18 protein-coding genes and 1 pseudogene are annotated in these 16,746 nt (G+C 40.6%); 3 read left to right on the top strand and 16 right to left on the bottom strand.

The features are described 5' to 3' along the window. Positions 1-42 precede the first annotated feature (42 nt). Both HFM85_RS10535 and HFM85_RS10530 read right to left on the bottom strand, forming a co-directional pair. Positions 43-1,437: a hypothetical protein gene (locus HFM85_RS10535; protein WP_173738078.1), complete on the bottom strand. Its 1,395-nt coding sequence runs from the start codon at positions 1,435-1,437 to the stop codon at positions 43-45. Positions 1,438-1,512: 75 nt separating this feature from the next. Continuing rightward, complete coding sequence (locus tag HFM85_RS10530; RefSeq protein ID WP_173738079.1) at positions 1,513-2,388, bottom strand: NifB/NifX family molybdenum-iron cluster-binding protein; 876 nt, start codon at positions 2,386-2,388, stop codon at positions 1,513-1,515. A 169-nt stretch (positions 2,389-2,557) separates the two neighbouring features. Here HFM85_RS10530 and HFM85_RS10525 point away from each other — a divergent pair, with 169 nt between their 5' ends. Further along, positions 2,558-3,331 (top strand): alpha/beta hydrolase, encoded by a 774-nt coding sequence (locus tag HFM85_RS10525; protein WP_173738080.1) that lies wholly within the window; start codon positions 2,558-2,560, stop codon positions 3,329-3,331. Positions 3,332-3,443: 112 nt separating this feature from the next. Here the strand turns inward: HFM85_RS10525 and HFM85_RS10520 are convergent, their stop codons facing one another. The 4 genes from HFM85_RS10520 to HFM85_RS10505 form a co-directional block, all read right to left on the bottom strand. Beyond that, positions 3,444-4,793: an MATE family efflux transporter gene (locus tag HFM85_RS10520; protein WP_173738081.1), complete on the bottom strand. Its 1,350-nt coding sequence runs from the start codon at positions 4,791-4,793 to the stop codon at positions 3,444-3,446. 155 nt (positions 4,794-4,948) lie between these two features. Next, on the bottom strand, positions 4,949-5,623 hold the full coding sequence (locus tag HFM85_RS10515; RefSeq protein WP_173738082.1) for an ABC-2 transporter permease: 675 nt from the start codon (positions 5,621-5,623) through the stop codon (positions 4,949-4,951). Continuing rightward, a complete protein-coding gene (locus HFM85_RS10510; RefSeq protein WP_173738083.1) occupies positions 5,620-6,468 on the bottom strand; it encodes an ATP-binding cassette domain-containing protein in 849 nt (282 codons plus the stop codon). Before HFM85_RS10510 ends, HFM85_RS10515 begins: the two co-directional genes overlap by 4 nt. Positions 6,469-6,470: 2 nt before the next feature. Further along, positions 6,471-6,845 (bottom strand): GntR family transcriptional regulator, encoded by a 375-nt coding sequence (locus HFM85_RS10505; protein WP_173738084.1) that lies wholly within the window; start codon positions 6,843-6,845, stop codon positions 6,471-6,473. Positions 6,846-7,084: 239 nt separating this feature from the next. On the opposite strand from HFM85_RS10505, the gene HFM85_RS10500 reads away from it, so the two are divergent. Then, positions 7,085-7,723, top strand: a complete 639-nt coding sequence (locus HFM85_RS10500; RefSeq protein WP_173738085.1) for a DUF3786 domain-containing protein — start codon at positions 7,085-7,087, stop codon at positions 7,721-7,723. Further along, complete coding sequence (locus HFM85_RS10495) at positions 7,710-8,291, top strand: TetR/AcrR family transcriptional regulator (protein ID WP_173738086.1); 582 nt, start codon at positions 7,710-7,712, stop codon at positions 8,289-8,291. Before HFM85_RS10500 ends, HFM85_RS10495 begins: the two co-directional genes overlap by 14 nt. A gap of 60 nt (positions 8,292-8,351) precedes the next feature. Here the strand turns inward: HFM85_RS10495 and HFM85_RS16300 are convergent, their stop codons facing one another. From HFM85_RS16300 to HFM85_RS10450, 10 genes and pseudogenes are all read right to left on the bottom strand, one after another. After that, positions 8,352-8,471: a DUF6462 family protein gene (locus tag HFM85_RS16300; RefSeq protein WP_226844454.1), complete on the bottom strand. Its 120-nt coding sequence runs from the start codon at positions 8,469-8,471 to the stop codon at positions 8,352-8,354. Between the two features lie 86 nt (positions 8,472-8,557). Further along, complete coding sequence (locus tag HFM85_RS10490; RefSeq protein WP_173738087.1) at positions 8,558-8,878, bottom strand: type II toxin-antitoxin system RelE/ParE family toxin; 321 nt, start codon at positions 8,876-8,878, stop codon at positions 8,558-8,560. Continuing rightward, positions 8,875-9,183: a type II toxin-antitoxin system RelB/DinJ family antitoxin gene (locus HFM85_RS10485; RefSeq protein ID WP_173738088.1), complete on the bottom strand. Its 309-nt coding sequence runs from the start codon at positions 9,181-9,183 to the stop codon at positions 8,875-8,877. Before HFM85_RS10485 ends, HFM85_RS10490 begins: the two co-directional genes overlap by 4 nt. Before the next feature lie 365 nt (positions 9,184-9,548). Continuing rightward, positions 9,549-11,993: an ABC transporter permease gene (locus HFM85_RS10480; protein WP_173738089.1), complete on the bottom strand. Its 2,445-nt coding sequence runs from the start codon at positions 11,991-11,993 to the stop codon at positions 9,549-9,551. After that, positions 11,990-12,664, bottom strand: coding sequence for an ABC transporter ATP-binding protein (locus HFM85_RS10475; RefSeq protein WP_006426335.1), 675 nt, complete (start codon positions 12,662-12,664; stop codon positions 11,990-11,992). The genes HFM85_RS10480 and HFM85_RS10475 overlap by 4 nt, the downstream gene beginning before the upstream one ends. Before the next feature lie 177 nt (positions 12,665-12,841). Beyond that, complete coding sequence (locus HFM85_RS10470) at positions 12,842-14,107, bottom strand: sensor histidine kinase (RefSeq protein WP_173738090.1); 1,266 nt, start codon at positions 14,105-14,107, stop codon at positions 12,842-12,844. Then, positions 14,083-14,772 carry a response regulator transcription factor gene (locus HFM85_RS10465; RefSeq protein ID WP_173738091.1) on the bottom strand — a complete coding sequence of 230 codons (690 nt, stop codon included), beginning with the start codon at positions 14,770-14,772 and terminating at the stop codon, positions 14,083-14,085. The genes HFM85_RS10470 and HFM85_RS10465 overlap by 25 nt, the downstream gene beginning before the upstream one ends. 24 nt (positions 14,773-14,796) lie before the next feature. Next, entirely contained in the window at positions 14,797-14,973 is a 177-nt protein-coding gene (locus tag HFM85_RS10460; protein WP_021939191.1) for a DUF6019 family protein, read from the bottom strand. Positions 14,974-15,196: 223 nt separating this feature from the next. After that, positions 15,197-15,580 (bottom strand): annotated as a pseudogene (locus HFM85_RS10455) (methionine--tRNA ligase subunit beta); the annotation flags it as partial. A gap of 118 nt (positions 15,581-15,698) precedes the next feature. Continuing rightward, the gene (locus tag HFM85_RS10450) at positions 15,699-16,721 is read right to left on the bottom strand and encodes a site-specific integrase (protein WP_173738092.1); all 1,023 of its coding nucleotides are present in this window, start codon (positions 16,719-16,721) and stop codon (positions 15,699-15,701) included. Positions 16,722-16,746: the final 25 nt, after the last annotated feature.

Here is a 16,746-nt window from a genome sequence, read left to right as displayed (position 1 = left end):
ACAGATATTCGCGATCCACCTTCGCAGCCTGCCCATCACCTGTCATATATTAACAACAATACGATCCGGCTTTGTGCCTTTTATATTTTTCCACATTTCCGTTGACTCCGGAAGTGTTTTATCCACACCAAACAGGGAGTTATACCGCCCTGCCATGTGTAAATGTTCCGGATAAAGCAGTGCGTATTTTTCACAAAATTTCGGACAGTGCTCCGCAAGCTGCTGTGTACCACGATCCCCGGTAGTGCACAAAGCATACAATGGACAGTACTGAGAAGTGTTTGTCTGATAAAAAGGCAGATGCAGACTGTTTTTTCCCGGCGGAAGCTCCTGCGGATATCCGCAGGATTCCCATTCGTATCTGTGGATATGAAATTCTTCTGCCAGGAAATCCCGGTAAAACCTGGCATTCAGACTGTTCTGCTGAAATAATGAGGTATCACCGGATTTATATTTCATTCGCGGATCCTTTTTTCGTTTATTGAGCAATGTCCCCAGAACAGGACGCAGGCGAGATGTTTTTCCACAGAGCATTTCCACCATGGCCCAGTCATTGACTACGATTTCCACATTCACTCCATGAATACAGCACCAGTTATCCACTTTTTCCAGAAACTTTCCCACAGACAAAAGCATAAATTCCCGGATATAAGAAAATACCAGTGCGATCTCCAATCCCTCCGAATACATTTTATCCATAATAGAAAAAAGCTGCTCTTCTGTCGGAAACAGGTTATGGCAGAACTGATTTCCAATATAAAATCTGTCCGGTGTCCGGCCTGCAAAATAACTGTGAGTAAGGTAATTCTTCTGCCAGTAAGACGCCAGAAAGGCCTGCAGCGGCTGGCGCAGATATTCTTCATACAGGGAAGTGCAGTTTAATTCCAGGGCAAACTCTGCGTTATCCAAAAGCCTTAGTTCTTCTGTATCCATTGTATTCTGTGGATTTCCGGAAGCCTTTTCACTTTCTCTGAAAAACCACCGCTTCTTCTGTTCTTCCAGACTCCTGCAGTGCATCTCATCCAGCTCTGCAGGATAACCGGTCAGTGATTTCGCCAGCTCTCCATCGTCTCCATCCAGCTTCAGACAGATATATCTGTTGTACTCTCCGGCCAGACGCCGAACCTCCTGTACATAGTCCTTCTGTTCCACTCTCACAGAATATTCCCTGTAAAAATATTTTCCGGTTTCCTTTTCAGATGGCTGTTGATCCTGCAGGCATTGCTCCTCTGCTGCACTCATCCCAAACCTCCGGATCTCCACTCTCCTGTACCCGGCTTTTTTCATATCGTAAAAACAGATCAGAAATTGCTCCGGTTCCGGGCATTCCTCTGCCAGGCGAAACCGAAATCCATCTTCACCCAGCTCTGTGATCCGGATTTCTTTACTGTCCATAAAACCGGACAATAATCCAAATGGTATCATAGCGATCCTCATCAGGAAAGTTTCCTCCCTTCAGGTAAAAAAGGGAGATGCCATATGCTCCCATACAGCACCTCCCACTGTTCCTGCTTATTTCACTTCTACTAATTCGATTCTGAAATTCAGCTCTTTACCTGCCATCTCATGATTGGCATCGAAAGTAATGGTTTTTTCATCTTTTGCGTTAACTTTAACCGGGAACGGCTGACCATACTGATTGGAGAGGTATACCTGCTGTCCTACAGTAAGATCCTCAGCGCCCGGAAGCTGTTCGATCTCAAGTGTAAAAATCGCATCCGGATTCGGCATACCGTAAGCTTCCTCAGGCATCAGATGAACATCTATCACCTGGCCAACCTCCATGTTTGCAACTGCCGCATCAAAGCCTTTGATCATCTGGCCTGCTCCGCAGATGAATTCCAGTGGCTCGCCACGGTCGTAAGAAGAATCGAACTGTGTTCCGTCGTTAAAGGTTCCTCTGTAATGTGTACGACAGGTTTTTCCGACATTAGGACCTGTGATAGATGGCTGGGAACCACATCCGCCGCCACAGCCTCCGCAGGAGTGTCCGTCTTCATGACCGCCGCAGGAGTGTCCATCCTCATGGCTTCCGCAGGAATGTCCATCTTCATGATGGTGATGATCACAGTTCACACCTGTGGATACCAGCTCGCCCTTCAGATAAGCATCCACAGCTGCATCTACGTCCCCCTGTGCTCCGGAACATAACTCAACACCAGCCTCAGCAAGTGCTGCCTGAGCACCGCCGCCGATTCCGCCACAGATCAGAACGCTGATTCCCTGATCTGCAAGAAGTCCGGCAAGTGCACCATGTCCGGTGCCATTGGAGCTGATAACTTCACTGGAAATAACCTTGTTATCCTCCACCTCATATACCTTGAAAAACTCCGTTTTTCCAAAATGCTGGAAAATATTTCCGTTGTCGTATGTTGCTGCAATTTTCATTTGTAAAACCCTCCATTAATCAGATATGTATTGTATTAGTATATCGTGCAGGCAGGATAAAAGCAAGGTTTAAGTTCTCTGCCGGCTCTTGCTGTCATTCAATGAATCCAGTATAATAGAAGAATCTGTAAAAATAAACGATTTTTTGAATAAGAAGGTTTGAACTAAAATGAAATCATACGAAGAATTACTTTCAGATATTGAAGAAGACATGGAGCTCATGGGTTCCTCACACATTGTTTATTCCATGGAAGAGGACGGCGTTGTTACCGATTATGATTATCTTCCATCCGATTCCTGTACGATCTCCATTACCTTAAAGGAGCTTCAGGAAAAGCTTCAGCTGCAGATGCTCTATACAAAAGTTTCCGCTCATACAGCTGGAGCCGATAAAAATGCCCCGAAATTAGCTATTGTTTTTCCGGGCATCGGATACACTGCCGACAAGCCGCTTCTGTACTATACCAGCCGCCTTGCCAGCAAGCACGGCTACCAGATCCGCACTGTATCCTATGACAACCTTCCGGAAAATGTCAAAGGAGATCAGACAAAAATGAAACAGGCCTTTGACCTTGCCCTGGAACAGACAGAACGCTCCTTAAGCAGCATCGACTGGAATTCCTATGGCAGCATTCTGTTTATTTCCAAAAGCATTGGTACAGTCATCTCCTCTGCCTATGCTTCCCGACACGATCTGACTGTAAAAAGCATCCTGTTTACACCTCTTGCAGAGACCTTTTCCTTCCCACTTGCCGGAAGCATCGCCTTCCACGGCACCGCAGATCCCTGGGCCGAAACCGATTCCATCCGGGAACTGGCAGCGCAGAAAGAAGTACCTATCTTTCTCACCCAAAACGCCAACCATTCTCTGGAAACCGGGGATGTACTGACGGATATCTTTATTCTAAAAACTACAATGGAGCGGGTCCAGCGTTTTATCTAACGCCGGCCCGCTCGTTTTTTCTCAGGAAAGATCTCCCCAGCTTTTATATATTCCATCATACGGATCTGCTACCGCATCCTTTCTTATGACTTTTGTTTCCGGAAGTCCTGCCTCATAAGACTTCTTTATATTTCCGTATAATGATCATATAACTTACGAATAATAAAACAGCTGCGCTGCTCCACGCACAGATCTCTGCATAGTATATTCCATCTTCGCCGATCAGTTTTGGCAGCAGCAGCGCAACACTGACGCGCATGATAAATTCTGCAATGCCGCTGGCAAGCGGAATCAAAGTATTACCCAGGCCCTGGATAGCGGAACGATACACATACAGCAGATACAGCACCCACAAAAAGACAGCCATAATAAACAAATACTTATATGCTATATCCAATACCTGTCGGGTCTGATCCGGTTCACCGGATACAAACAGGGACAGTACATTACGTCCAAACAACACCATCATACCAGAAATGAAAGCCGAAGTGAGCACTGCCATATAAGTGCCGCTGCGCACACCTTTTCGAATCCTCTGGTATTTTTTTGCACCAAGATTCTGGCCCACATAGGTTGTAATGGCGTATCCATATGAAACGGCAGCCATCTCCAAAACTCCATACAGCTTGTTCGCTGCCGTAAATCCGGCTACAAACAGAAAACCAAATCCATTGATCACATACTGTACCACAAGTCCTCCCACGGAGATGATCACATTCTGTATTGCAAGAGGAACTCCCAGTTCCAAAAGTCGCAGGCTCATAGAGGGCTGCCTGTAAAAATCCTTCTTTTCCAGGCGGATATCCGGGATTTTACGTAATACGATCAAACAGTATAAGGCTGAAAATCCCTGTGCGATAACGGTCGCCACTGCTGCTCCGGCTATACCCCAGCCAAAAACCGCCACAAATAACAGATCCAGTCCCACATTGATCACTGCTGCCACTGTCATTGCGATCAACGGAGATCTGCTGTTTCCAAGTGCCCGAAGGATCGCTGCAAATATATTATAAGCAGCTATGATCGGAATTCCTGCAAAAATCAGCCGCAAATATAGCATTGTCAGATCAATGACATTATCCGGTGTCTGTAAGAATAAAAGAACATGATAAACTGTACCTTCACTTACTGCGAGTACGACCACAGACAGTAATGCTGTCATGATATAGCTTTTCGCCACTGCACATTTCAGATTTTCCTTTTCCCTTGCTCCATAATACTGAGATACAAGAATAGAAAAACCCTGTGTGATACCTGTCATGATCCCCAACACCAGCCATACCAGCCAATCACCGGCACCTACTGCCGCCAGTGCCTTAACTCCTACCACTTGTCCGACGATCATGGTGTCTGCCATTGTATAAAACTGCTGAAAAATATTTCCAAGCATCATTGGTATGGCAAAAGTTATGATCAGTTTTCCGGGAGATCCGGCAGTCATATCTTTTTCATTGGTTCCCATAAGATTCTCCTTTTCTTTTCATCCTTGTCCGCTATTTTACAAGGGACTCTTACGAAACACAATCCTATTTTTTCACAAAGTTTTTCTCATATTTTTGGTAGCTATTGCATCCATATAATCATTATTTTTAATGGAGCATTTTTGCCACGCCTAGCTTAAAACTCTTTCTTCTTCATAGCACTCATACTATACTTATACGAAACAAACCATATAAGCAGACTAAGCACAATAAGGGCAATCGCGATTTCAAAATCCCCTATTCCCCCTATCATATGCAGAATACTTTCTTTTAATCCCAGGTTAGTCTTCACAAAAGATCTAATTGTATAACAAATCGCAAAAATAATTAAAATTGCGATTGGCAGCACAATTCGCCCTTTCTCTCCTTCGAACCTTATCCTGATCGCGATCATAATTCCCGCAATTGCCTGAAACACAAAAAATGTGATCAACTCCATTGCCAGCATTTCCAGATCAAACACCTCTTCAGGATTTATGAGTACCATAATTCCTGCACAGATCATTCCAATGCACCATCCACATGCTGTCATGATAAAGGAAAAAATATATTTTTCTCTGACATATATTTTTTTATTTACGGGTAAAGAAAATAAATATGTGTAACCATGGCCATTTTCATCATAACTGATCGTATTACCTGAATATATCGCCAGAACAGATGGGATATACATTGCAATGAAAGCAGCTGCCGTTTTTCCTGTAAGTATAAAAAACAATGCTACAAACACTAACACCAAAAAAAGATTACCACCCTGTCGAAAAAACAATCGAAAATCCTTTTCCAAAAGCCCTCTGATTCCTTTCATCATCTTTCGCCCCCTGTCAACATCAGGATCACCTGATCGAGTGATCCGCTCTCTACTACGATTTCCGGATAATTTTCTATATAATACTGCTTCTCGTTCGTCAGACAGGCAACTCCAAAAAACTCTTTTTTCTCTTTCAAAAGATACCTTTTATCCACTGCCTGATATTGTTCCTCACTGACCTTCAACACTGCATATTTTTCAAGAATCGTATCCATCGCTTCATGAAGTATGATCTTTCCTTTATGTATCACATAAATGTCATCACACAGATGTTCTAAGTCCGAAGAAATATGTGAGCTGATCAGGATACTTCTCTCCGGCTCTTCTTCCATATACGCTCTTAAAATATCCAGCATCCTTTCCCTCGCTCCGACATCAAGCCCTGCTGTCGGCTCATCCAGCATCAGGAATTCTGCCTGATGTGTCAATGCAATGATCAGATTCAGCTTTGCTTTCATTCCTGTTGAGTACTCTTTTATAAATTTATCCAACGGAATCTGATATTCTTCACACATCTGATGAAATTTTTCTGCTTCAAACTTTGGATATAATTTGGCAAGGACTGCCTCAACATCTTTCCCTTTCAAGTATCCACTGAATCCGGCTTCTGCCAGGACAACTCCCAGCTCTTCTTTCTCTTTTTCACTTAACTCTTCCGGTATTTTTCCCAGGATCTTTATCTCACCGGCATCATAAGAAATGAGTCCGAGCACTGCCTTGAACAAAGTACTCTTACCGGCTCCGTTCTCTCCAACCAGACCGGTGATTCTTCCTTTATCTACATTTAACGAACAGTCTAACTGAAATTCACCGTAGCTTTTCTTTACTCCTTTGATCTCTAACATAATCATTCATCCTCCATGATGAGTTCAAACAACGAACGGATCTCTTCCTCCTTCATTCCGCAGCGCCTTCCCTTCTGAATCGCTTCTTCCAGATCCGCCTCAACCTCTTTCCTGCGCTCTTCTTCCATCAGCTGTGTATTCGAAGCCGCTACATACGTTCCTTTTCCATGAACTGTGACTGTCATGCCCTCTGCTTCCAGATTGTCATATGCTTTCTTCACAGTAAGTGCACTGATCTTCAGTTCTTTTGCCATTGTTCTCACGGACGGCAATATATCATTTTCTTTTAATTCTCCGGAGATGATCTGCGCCTTGATCTGCTCCATGATCTGCTCATAAATTGGTACCATCGATGTATTATTGATTATAAGCTTCATATGTTTCCTCCTCTTGTAAACAGTATATAACAGTATAATACTGTTGTCAACTGTTATATACTGTTTTGCAGTAGTTGACTGCCGGGATTCTGTCATCTGCCATCAGAAGGTATGGGAAGTCTTAGTCATTTACTTTTCATGATCATTAATTTTTATTTGTTACGCAAAATGTATTGACTTTATAGACCGATTAGTCTATTTTGTAAATAACTACAACAAAAATATTCTTGGAGGGATATATGACAAAAGCTCTCACTAATTATGATAAAACAAAAATTTCAATGGCACATGTTTTCCTGCAATATGATCAGGCTACAATGATACATAAATATTCATTAGATTACAATTCTGACTGGTTATATATTACTTTTATTAACCGTACCTATCGTATTAACCGAAAAACGGGAAGTGTTCAGTGGTCAGATAATGATTTTGAAACAGTTCATGAAGCCAATCATAATGAAGCAATGACTATTTATGATGTTTTATGTTATTCAAAGGATAGATGCCATCTGTCACATGAATTTGTAAATATAAACAGCCTTTCCTCTGTCCGAACAGGAAATCTCTCACCGAACAGAGGATTTTTTCAGAATACCGCTGACTTTTTTAACGGAAAAACCATTGAATTGCGTAATGCCTGTATATCACTTTCCGGAAAAGAACTGGAAAAAGGAGATGTTGCTTTTAAATTAAATCTTTTTCCTTTTTTGCCGATTATCATTCGTTTCTGGGAAGCTGATGACGAGTTCCCGGCAAGTCTTCAAATTCTTGCAGATAGGAATACTTTAGATTACATGCATTATGAAACGCTTATGTTTGCACTTACACATCTGTTTTCCAGACTGAAGGAGGAAATGCGAATTGAAAAAGGGTGAAGAATCCAGACAACGCCTGATCGAGTGTGCTGCTGAATTATTTTGGAAAAATGGGTATTCTGCTACTGGAATCAGCGAAATCCTCAAACAAACAGACCTTCCAAAAGGATCTTTTTATTTTTATTTCAAAAGCAAGGATGACCTGGCAACAGCGGTAGCGGAATACTATCAAAAAATCTTACTGGAACAATTTCAAAATAGTTCTCAGGGAAATGACTGGGAAAGTTTTATTGAAGAAATCTTTGATTTTTTATCTGAAAGGACAAATGGACAAACATTTGCAGGCTGCCCGTATGCGGTGATGGGTATGGAAACAGCACTTAGCAAGCCTGCAGTTGCATCTGTATTTATGGAAAGACTGAAAAAATTTGAGCAGATTTTTCAGGAAGTATTGTTATACTCCGGATTGTCTCCAGATCATGCAAAAATTCTTTCTCAGCGCATGCTTTCTATCTATCAGGGATATTTTCTTCTTGGACGAATCAGCGCCGATACTTCTTATTTGAAAAATGCAAGAAAAAATATGATTGAAATGTACCGGGAATACCGGGCATTTCATGGAATCTGAGAGGAACTTATATGAGTACGGTAATTCGGGCTTGTAACTGCCCAGTCGCAGTAACGGCTTTCACTCCGTATTATTCAATTTCGTCAGTCCAATGCTATAAAGCTCTGCACCCTCTTGATAGCGCACAAATTTCTTTGCTATTTTCTTTGTTTTCTCTACATCTTTACGTGCATATCCCATACACGGCACCTCCTTTTTTACATGAAAAAAGCAGCTAACCTATTTTTCATAGACTAACTGCGCGTGTTTTAGTTCCATATTCTGTTTTAATTTACTGAAACGTCTTCTGTTTGATTTAACTGTTTATGAACATCACGTCCACCATACATAATTCGCACTACATATACCGCTTCAGTTTCATCATCTGTTTTGTAAAATACCAGATAATTATCCACCGGAAAGAATCGAAGTCCTCTGCTGTGCCACGGTTCTTCCTCATAGAGCCGATTTCTGTTCGGCATAGTATCCAGCATCCGCTCTGTCTGTCCTGCAGCATTCTCTGGAGCTAACAGTTCCTCTGAAATATATCTGAAAATATTTCGCAGATCTTTCTTTGCTCCTGCTGTATACATCACTTTATATTTCATATACCAAATTCCCGTTTCATTTCTGCTTCAACTTCATCTGCTGAATACACTCTGCCAGCCTTAATATCTTCCATGCCTTTTTCTATTTCTGCATTGAACTGTTCCTTTGTCAGAGAACCATATGCCACAGGCTCCTCATAAGCTGGAAGTTTCATTTCAAAAGGAATTCCTCTCTGGAGCACAATCTGTCTCAGAAACATTCCTACTGCATTGGACATTGGAATTCCAAGTCGATCAAGCACCTGCTCTGCCTGTTCTTTTATTTCAGGTTCGACACGTGCAAATACATTTGCTGTTCTTGCCATAGATATCGCCTCCTCTTTTTTCTTCATTATATCTTGTTTGATTGCAAGTTGCATGCGATTCGCAATCTGTTTTCGTAATTTCATACACCGGCAGACGGCAGGTGGCAGATAAGGTATCTATAAAAATCTGTATTTGCTTCAATGACTCTGCCACCTGTCATTCTTTTAATCGAATACTGTTCTCCTGCTTTTCATTTACTTGGTAATATGAAGTTTTGGCTTTATCTTGTAGTTTGCGAATATCCGTATAAATAGAAAAAGCCCTTTGAGAAAGGGATTTCTCCTCTCTCAAAGGGCAAGTTGGCACAACTGGAAGTTATCTATTTCTCCTCTTCGTTAAGACCTAGTTCATTACATATTACTTGCTATCCCTGATACCTTATTCTTTCTACCAGCGTTTCCTTTTTCAGATTACTGCTTAAAACGCAGGAAAGTACAATCTGCAACAGACCGACCAAAAAAATCATAATAAAAATTGGTACGATTGGAACATGATAGATATTCATTCCAAATATTCCATTATGTTTTGCATAGGAAAAAAGTGCATAGCCGAGCGGCAGACCAATAATCAAAGCTACGCATATGGTACCAACCGTAAACATCAGTCCCTGTAACTGCAGGCATAAATTTAATTGTTTATTTGTCATACCCACAGCCTGTAATATACCATATTCCTGCTTTTTTGTCGTAATATTCATGATCATGGTATTCGCCATATTCATAAACCCGATGAGTCCTACAATAGCCATAAACAGATAACAGCCAAGCTTCATCATGCTGCTTGCAAATTCGGCAGATTGTAACTGCGCATGATAAGTATCCATTTTTATATGCGAAGTATTAGAAATCAAAGTATTCAGACTTTGTTCTACAGATGCCACATCTTTTTTATCACAGTCCACCCACAGATAGCCATAGGCTGTTCCTCTCGGATTCATGGAACGGTATACACCTTCCGGAATGACAAGATAAGTGTCCGCGCTTACAAAGGATCCTGCAATCTTTCCCTGATAGGTATAGGTTTCACTTCCATTCTCAAAGTCAAATGCAATGGATTCACCCGGAGCATATCCATCTTGTTCCATCCACATCAACCAACCAAAGAAAATTTCACCATTCTTTACCGCCTGATCATAGTCCATAGAGCCAATATCCCCTTCTTGGCGCATAAAATCAAAATCATTTTTACTCACAATATCAGCCGGAAATCTTGTTCCGTTCAGATTTACAGAGACAATCTCTCTCGTCATGACATCTGTCACTCCTGGAATGCTTTTGATTTCTTCAATCATTGAATCATTCAATGGATTATCCGTCAGAATCGTATCCAGATTATTCTCCGGATATCTTTCATCGTACTCAGCAGAATAGTCAAGCTGCAGTTCAAATTGTCCATGATTAACGGAAAGACGTGCTTCATGCTCCGTGTCAATATTTCCCACATAATTAGAGATAATCACAAACAATACGCAAGAAAAACCCATTGTGAGGATAGTACCAATAGTTCTTTTGGGATTACCCGTTACATTTGCCATTGCCATAGAAAACACGGTGACATTTTTTCTGCCATTTCGTTTTCCTTTTTTTTGTGTTTCTGCATTTTCTAAATACCGTGTTGCTTCGATAGGTGAAATCCGTGAAACAATTTTCATTGGTTTACGCAGTGCCAAAGCAACGGTAAGAAATGATACGAAAATACAGAGAAGCATAACAGGCAGGGAAAACAGAGGCACCTGCTGATTTTGAACTCCCATAGAGCCAGTTCCGGTTGATACAAGGTTCCCCTGTTCTACCAGCCAGTTAAAACCGCATTTTGCAATCAGAAAGCCAAAAAGCAATCCAACTGGTATTGAAAAAAATGTCAAAAAAATGCCCTCTCTGAAGATCAGTTGTTTCATCTGCTTTTTTGTCGCTCCCAGAGCCTTGATTTTTCCATACTCCTGTATTTTGTTGGCAATACCGACCTGAAAAATATTATAAATGACCACAACAGAGAAAAGTACAATTGCAAGAATCAAAACCCCGCATACCGCAATCGTTTCATAACTCGGCTGCAAGACCCATTGCAAATAGAGATCATTGACTATAACGTTTTTTTCTTCGATCCCACAAGCTGCTGCAATCTGCTTCATAACCGAATCAATATTATTCATAGATACATTTGCAGAATCATTTAAAGTAAAATAAATATTATACTGTCTGTCATTCTCTGCGACGTGCTCATCATAAAACTCCTGTGACCCGAAAGCAACATAAGATGCCTCGATGGTATACTCATCCCGATCATATAGGATTCCGCTGACAACAAATTCTTCCGGCTTATATTCTGACTGCATCCCTGCGCGGTAATCCAGTGTAACCGTATCTCCGATCTTTACATCACCATATCCCATTGCACGAAAAAATGCTCTTCCTGCGGCAATTTCCTGCATTTTTTCCGGATACTTTCCTTCCTTCAACTCATATTCTTTATTATAAGGAAGCATTTTTCTTGCAGTCTCATCCATGCAGACAAACCCGCCTTTTTCATTGCCTTTTATGATACCTTCGGTGCACATAGTGCCTGTAGCATCTATTTCCGCACGGCGGTTTACTTCTTTTAACTGCGATCCGTCTGCGGAAACAAACAGACCATAATTGCTTCCATATGATCCTGCCGCCTGACTTTTCTGTAAATGAATTACCCCATTTCCCACAGTACTGATGATAACAAGCAGCATCGTGGTCAGACAGATTGCCATCATGATCAGTATACTTCTTGTCCTGTTCCTTTTGTCATTGCTATATGCAATCCTGCTTATTGTCTTCATCTGAAATCCACCACCTGTCCGTCCTCAATCACCAGAATACGGTCAGCGACCTGTGCAATTTCGTCATCATGGGTAATCATTACAATTGTCTGTCCATATTTTTTTGCTGTCATCTTAAGCAGAGCGATTACCTCATCACTGGTCTTAGAATCAAGATTTCCTGTCGGCTCATCTGCAAATATAATTTCCGGACGATTCACCAGTGCTCTTGCAATTGCTACTCTCTGCTGCTGTCCTCCGGATAACTGATTTGGCAGATTATAAATCCGGTTTTCAATCCCCAGAGTTGCAATAATATCATTTACATACGCTTCATCCACTTTTCTTCCATCCAGCCCCAGTGGCAGTACAATATTTTCCCAGACATTAACAGATGAAACCAGATTAAATGCCTGAAAAACAAATCCGATTTTTCTTCTGCGGAAAACAGCAAGGGCATCTTCCTTCATCCTGTATAAATCTTTCCCTGCTAAAGTAACACTGCCTTTTGTCGGGGTGTCTAGCCCTCCAAGCATATGAAGTAATGTACTTTTACCGGAACCTGACTTTCCAACAATTGCGACAAATTCTCCCTGCTCAATCTGAATGTCCACCTGATTGACCGCTTTGACCTGATTCTCACCTGCGCCATAAAACTTACAAAGCTGCTTGGTTTCTAATATCACACTCATGTGTTGCCTCCTTTTCAATTCTGTAAAGCGTACCTTTTCAGCACGCTTTCTTTGCCTGTTTATATATTTGGTCATTTTTCAACCTACATCCAAATTGTATCAGGATAATCTTTCATTTCACTTTCAAAAAACGAGCAGAAATCTTACAGAATTGTAAGATTTCTGCTCACTTAAAATTTAACCAACATATGGTAATTGAATCACAAACGTGCTTCCTTTTTTCTTTTTGCCGGAGGTTACCATGATTGTACCTGCGTGTTTTTCGATAATTTCTCTCGATAGAAAAAGTCCGATTCCTGTACCACTCTTTTCCATAACCTCCTTGGAACTTCCTCTGTAAAATCGTTGAAAAATTTTGTGATACTCATTCTGCGGAATACCAATTCCCTGATCCTCAATTTCCATTCTTACAAGATAGTTTCTTTTTTGTAACCGGATAAATATTTTTGAACCACACGGACTGTACTTGACCGCATTATCCAGAACGTTGATCACAGCTTCACCAAGCCACCTTTTATCCTGCATAATCGTGCATGTTTCCAGCTCTTTTTCATAGTCAAAAACGAATTCAATTTCTTTCTCATCCGCTTTAGGATAAGTGCGGTTCACAGCAGATATGACAGTATCCATAAGCGGAAGTTTTTTCTTATTAATCTGAATCAGTCCAGTTTCCATCTTGGATATTTCAAGAAGCGACTGCAATAATGTCTCCAGTCCATCCAGAGCACTCCGACAACGGATACGAAACTCCTCCTGTTCTGTGGCACTTAAGTCATTCTGCATCAGCACACTAAAACATGTATCCAAAGCTGCAACCGGTGTCTTTAACTGGTGAGAAATATCAGAAACCATTTCTTTCGTGTTCTCCTTTTCTGCCCTTGCTTCTTCCTTTATCAACTGAATATGATGTCCGATTGCTTCAAGCTGGTCATTCAATTTTTCCAGTTCTGCATGATTTTCCGTTTTCAGTAAATCATCAAATTTATTTTCACGGAATCTGATCAGAATTCCTTCCAACTGGTCTAAAATTTTCTGATGACACGCATCTTCTTTTTTCTTCCAATAAAGTAAAAAAGTCAAAAGAAGCACGCATATCACAGTGCTTACAGCACCGGTCACCATAACCTGATGCCGGAATTGCGAATAAAATGCATTCCCTTTATTCCCCCAGTATCCATATTGCTCCAATAATCGCCTTCCCTGTTCGTTAGTTTCAATATCCTTATCCTTAAGCAATTCCGAAACAGCATCCAGCCCGGAAAATTCTTCCTTTGCAGCAATCTCTGTCATAAGATTCATTTTATATTTATAATCTTCATAAAACACATACGTGGTAAAGCAATTTAATATTGCAAACAATAATATGACAGGTAATACCAAGGAGAGCACTACTGTAATCTTCTTGCAATATCTCTTTGTCACCGCCTTACCTCCTGATTCCATATATACCCAAGACCTCTGATATTCTTTATATAGACCGGTGCAGCCGGATTGTCTTCGATTTTCTCACGGAGTCTTCTGATATTGACAGCGATTGTATTTTCATCCACAAAATCCCCTTCCAGATCAAACACATTTTCCAATATTTGTGTTTTTGAAAGAATCTGTTTCGGATTCTGAAGAAAAAAAGTCAGCATTTTCAACTCCGTTTTTGTCAGACTGATTTCACGACTCTTTATCAGGACTTTCATTTCTCCTGCGATAAATACGATATCTCCCGAAATCATCTTTCCGGCTTCCGTTTTCTCCTGTCTGCGGCGGAAATGTGCTTCTATTTTCAAAAGAAGTACCGAAAGACTAAACGGCTTTGTAATATAATCATCTGCCCCTGCTTCATATCCCATGACCTGATCCATCTCCTGATCTAGTGCTGTAAGACAAATAATGTATGTATTATAATTGCATCTCATCCACCTTACAAATTCCAGTCCATTCCCATCCGGAAGATTCACATCACAAATGGTAACATCCACATTATTATCACTTGCAATTCTTTTCGCTTTTTTCACTGATTCTGCTGAAAAAACCTCATATCCGGATTTTTTCAGTGAAAATGTAATTCCACGATTTAAATTTTCATCATCTTCAACCACGAGTATACCTGGCATAGCATATGCACCTCTCTTTATTAACTATTTTTCCTCTTCGTTACATATTTGTTCTGCCTCAATATCCTCGGTAGTGACTTTCCCTGTAATATCCCTATAGGCTTCTTTTATTCCATTTTTGACCGCCCACTTAATTATAAAATATAATGCAAGTAAGACGATTAGTGCTGTGCCAAAACTAATTCCTAATTCTTCAAACATTTCATTACCTCTGTCAATTCCTATTTATATTTCTGTTTGTTTTAAAAATGGGCAACTCCGATTGGAATTGCCCACTCATTGCACTAATTATGCGATTTTTTCTTGCTTGCACTTAATTTTGCATCAAATGATGTAAGTTTGATGTAAATCGCTGTTTTTTCAGTTTTTTATCAAATGAAGTACGTCCCGTCTATTCGGTAAAACGGTACATCTTTACATCATCTTAATAGAGCTTTGCACCAGCCGGAATATGGTTATCAACCATCAGAAGATGAAGTTTTTCTTCGCCCTCTTCCTCATGGATTGCACTGAGAAGCATTCCACAGGATTCAATTCCCATCATGGCTCTCGGCGGCAGGTTAGTGATAGCGATAAGCGTCTTTCCAACCAGTTCTTCTGGTTCGTAATAAGCGTGAATACCGCTTAAAATCGTACGATCTGTGCCTGTTCCGTCATCCAGAGTAAACTGTAACAGCTTCTTGGATTTCTTAACTGCTTCACAAGCTTTTACCTTTACAGCTCTGAAATCTGACTTGCTGAAAGTATCGAAATCAACAAATTCCTCAAATAAAGGCTCTACCTTTACCTTGGAGAAGTCGATAACTTCTTCTTTCTCCGGTACTGCTGTGTCAAACACAACAATACTTAGCAAGTATAACATATTTGCCACAGTATGAATAGGTATATTTTTCAATCTTCGAAGAGTTCAATCGCAGGACTCTTTTCTAAAAAATATCCATATTTTTTGATAATTTCTCAATTACTGATTTGGTAACATCTGGATTTGCCTCTGCATATATGTTCATGGTAGTCGATACATCAGCATGTCCCATTATCTCTTGAATTACTTTGATGTTGGTTTCATTCTCGCAAAATCTTGATGCAAACGTATGTCTGAAGATATGGCAGGAGAATCTTGGAATCATAACAGGTTCTCTCTTCTCCTTTTTAGCAGCCACCTCTTCTTCTGAATTATGTGTATCCACAATTCTTTTGATTGCCCGGTTTACTGCTGATGGGTTATGTGGCATCCCAAATCGGTTGGTAAATACAAAATTGGTCATTCCATCCACATTCTCAACACAAAAGCCTTCCTGCTTCTGTCTCTCATATTCTTCCTGAAGCACATCATATACCTGCTGCATCATAGGTATTCTACGATTACCAGCTTCCGTCTTTGGCAAAGATACTCTAAACTCACATTTATATGAATCATCCGCTCTCTGGTAATAGGTTAAGCTATGATTGATATCAATGATTCGATTTTCCAAATCAATATCATCCCAGCGTATCCCAATTGCTTCTCCTATTCTGCATCCAGTTCCTAACAAAAATACAAAGAATGGATACCAGTGATAAAAGAACGGATTCTTTGCTACATACTCCATGAATTTTCTCTGCTGATCCACAGTCAACGCTCGCCTTGTTTTTCTGGCACCACCATTACGCTTTTTTACTTCACAGTATGCTCCGTCTACCGGATTCTTCCTTATGATATCATCTCTGACAGCAAGTTGAAATGTAGGTCTTAGTACTGTGTTAATTGTCTCAAGCGTATTAATCTGTAATCCCTGATTATTAATCAAGTCTGTATAAAAGAACAACACGTCTGAGTATTTCACATCTCTTACTTTCTTCTTGCCAAATGTATCACGAATAAAATGATTCCATGTATACAAATAATTACTGTAAGTAGTGCTGCGCAATTCTGTTTTAGTTGATATGTACCTGTCAAACAAAAAGTTCACATCAGCCTTTCCTGCGACATAGACA

The organism is Blautia schinkii, assembly GCF_013304825.1.
Classification (GTDB): Bacteria; Bacillota; Clostridia; order Lachnospirales; family Lachnospiraceae; genus Blautia_A; species Blautia_A schinkii_B.
Note: the sequence above shows the minus strand (reverse complement) of the source record. Positions and strands in the feature narration are given on the sequence as shown.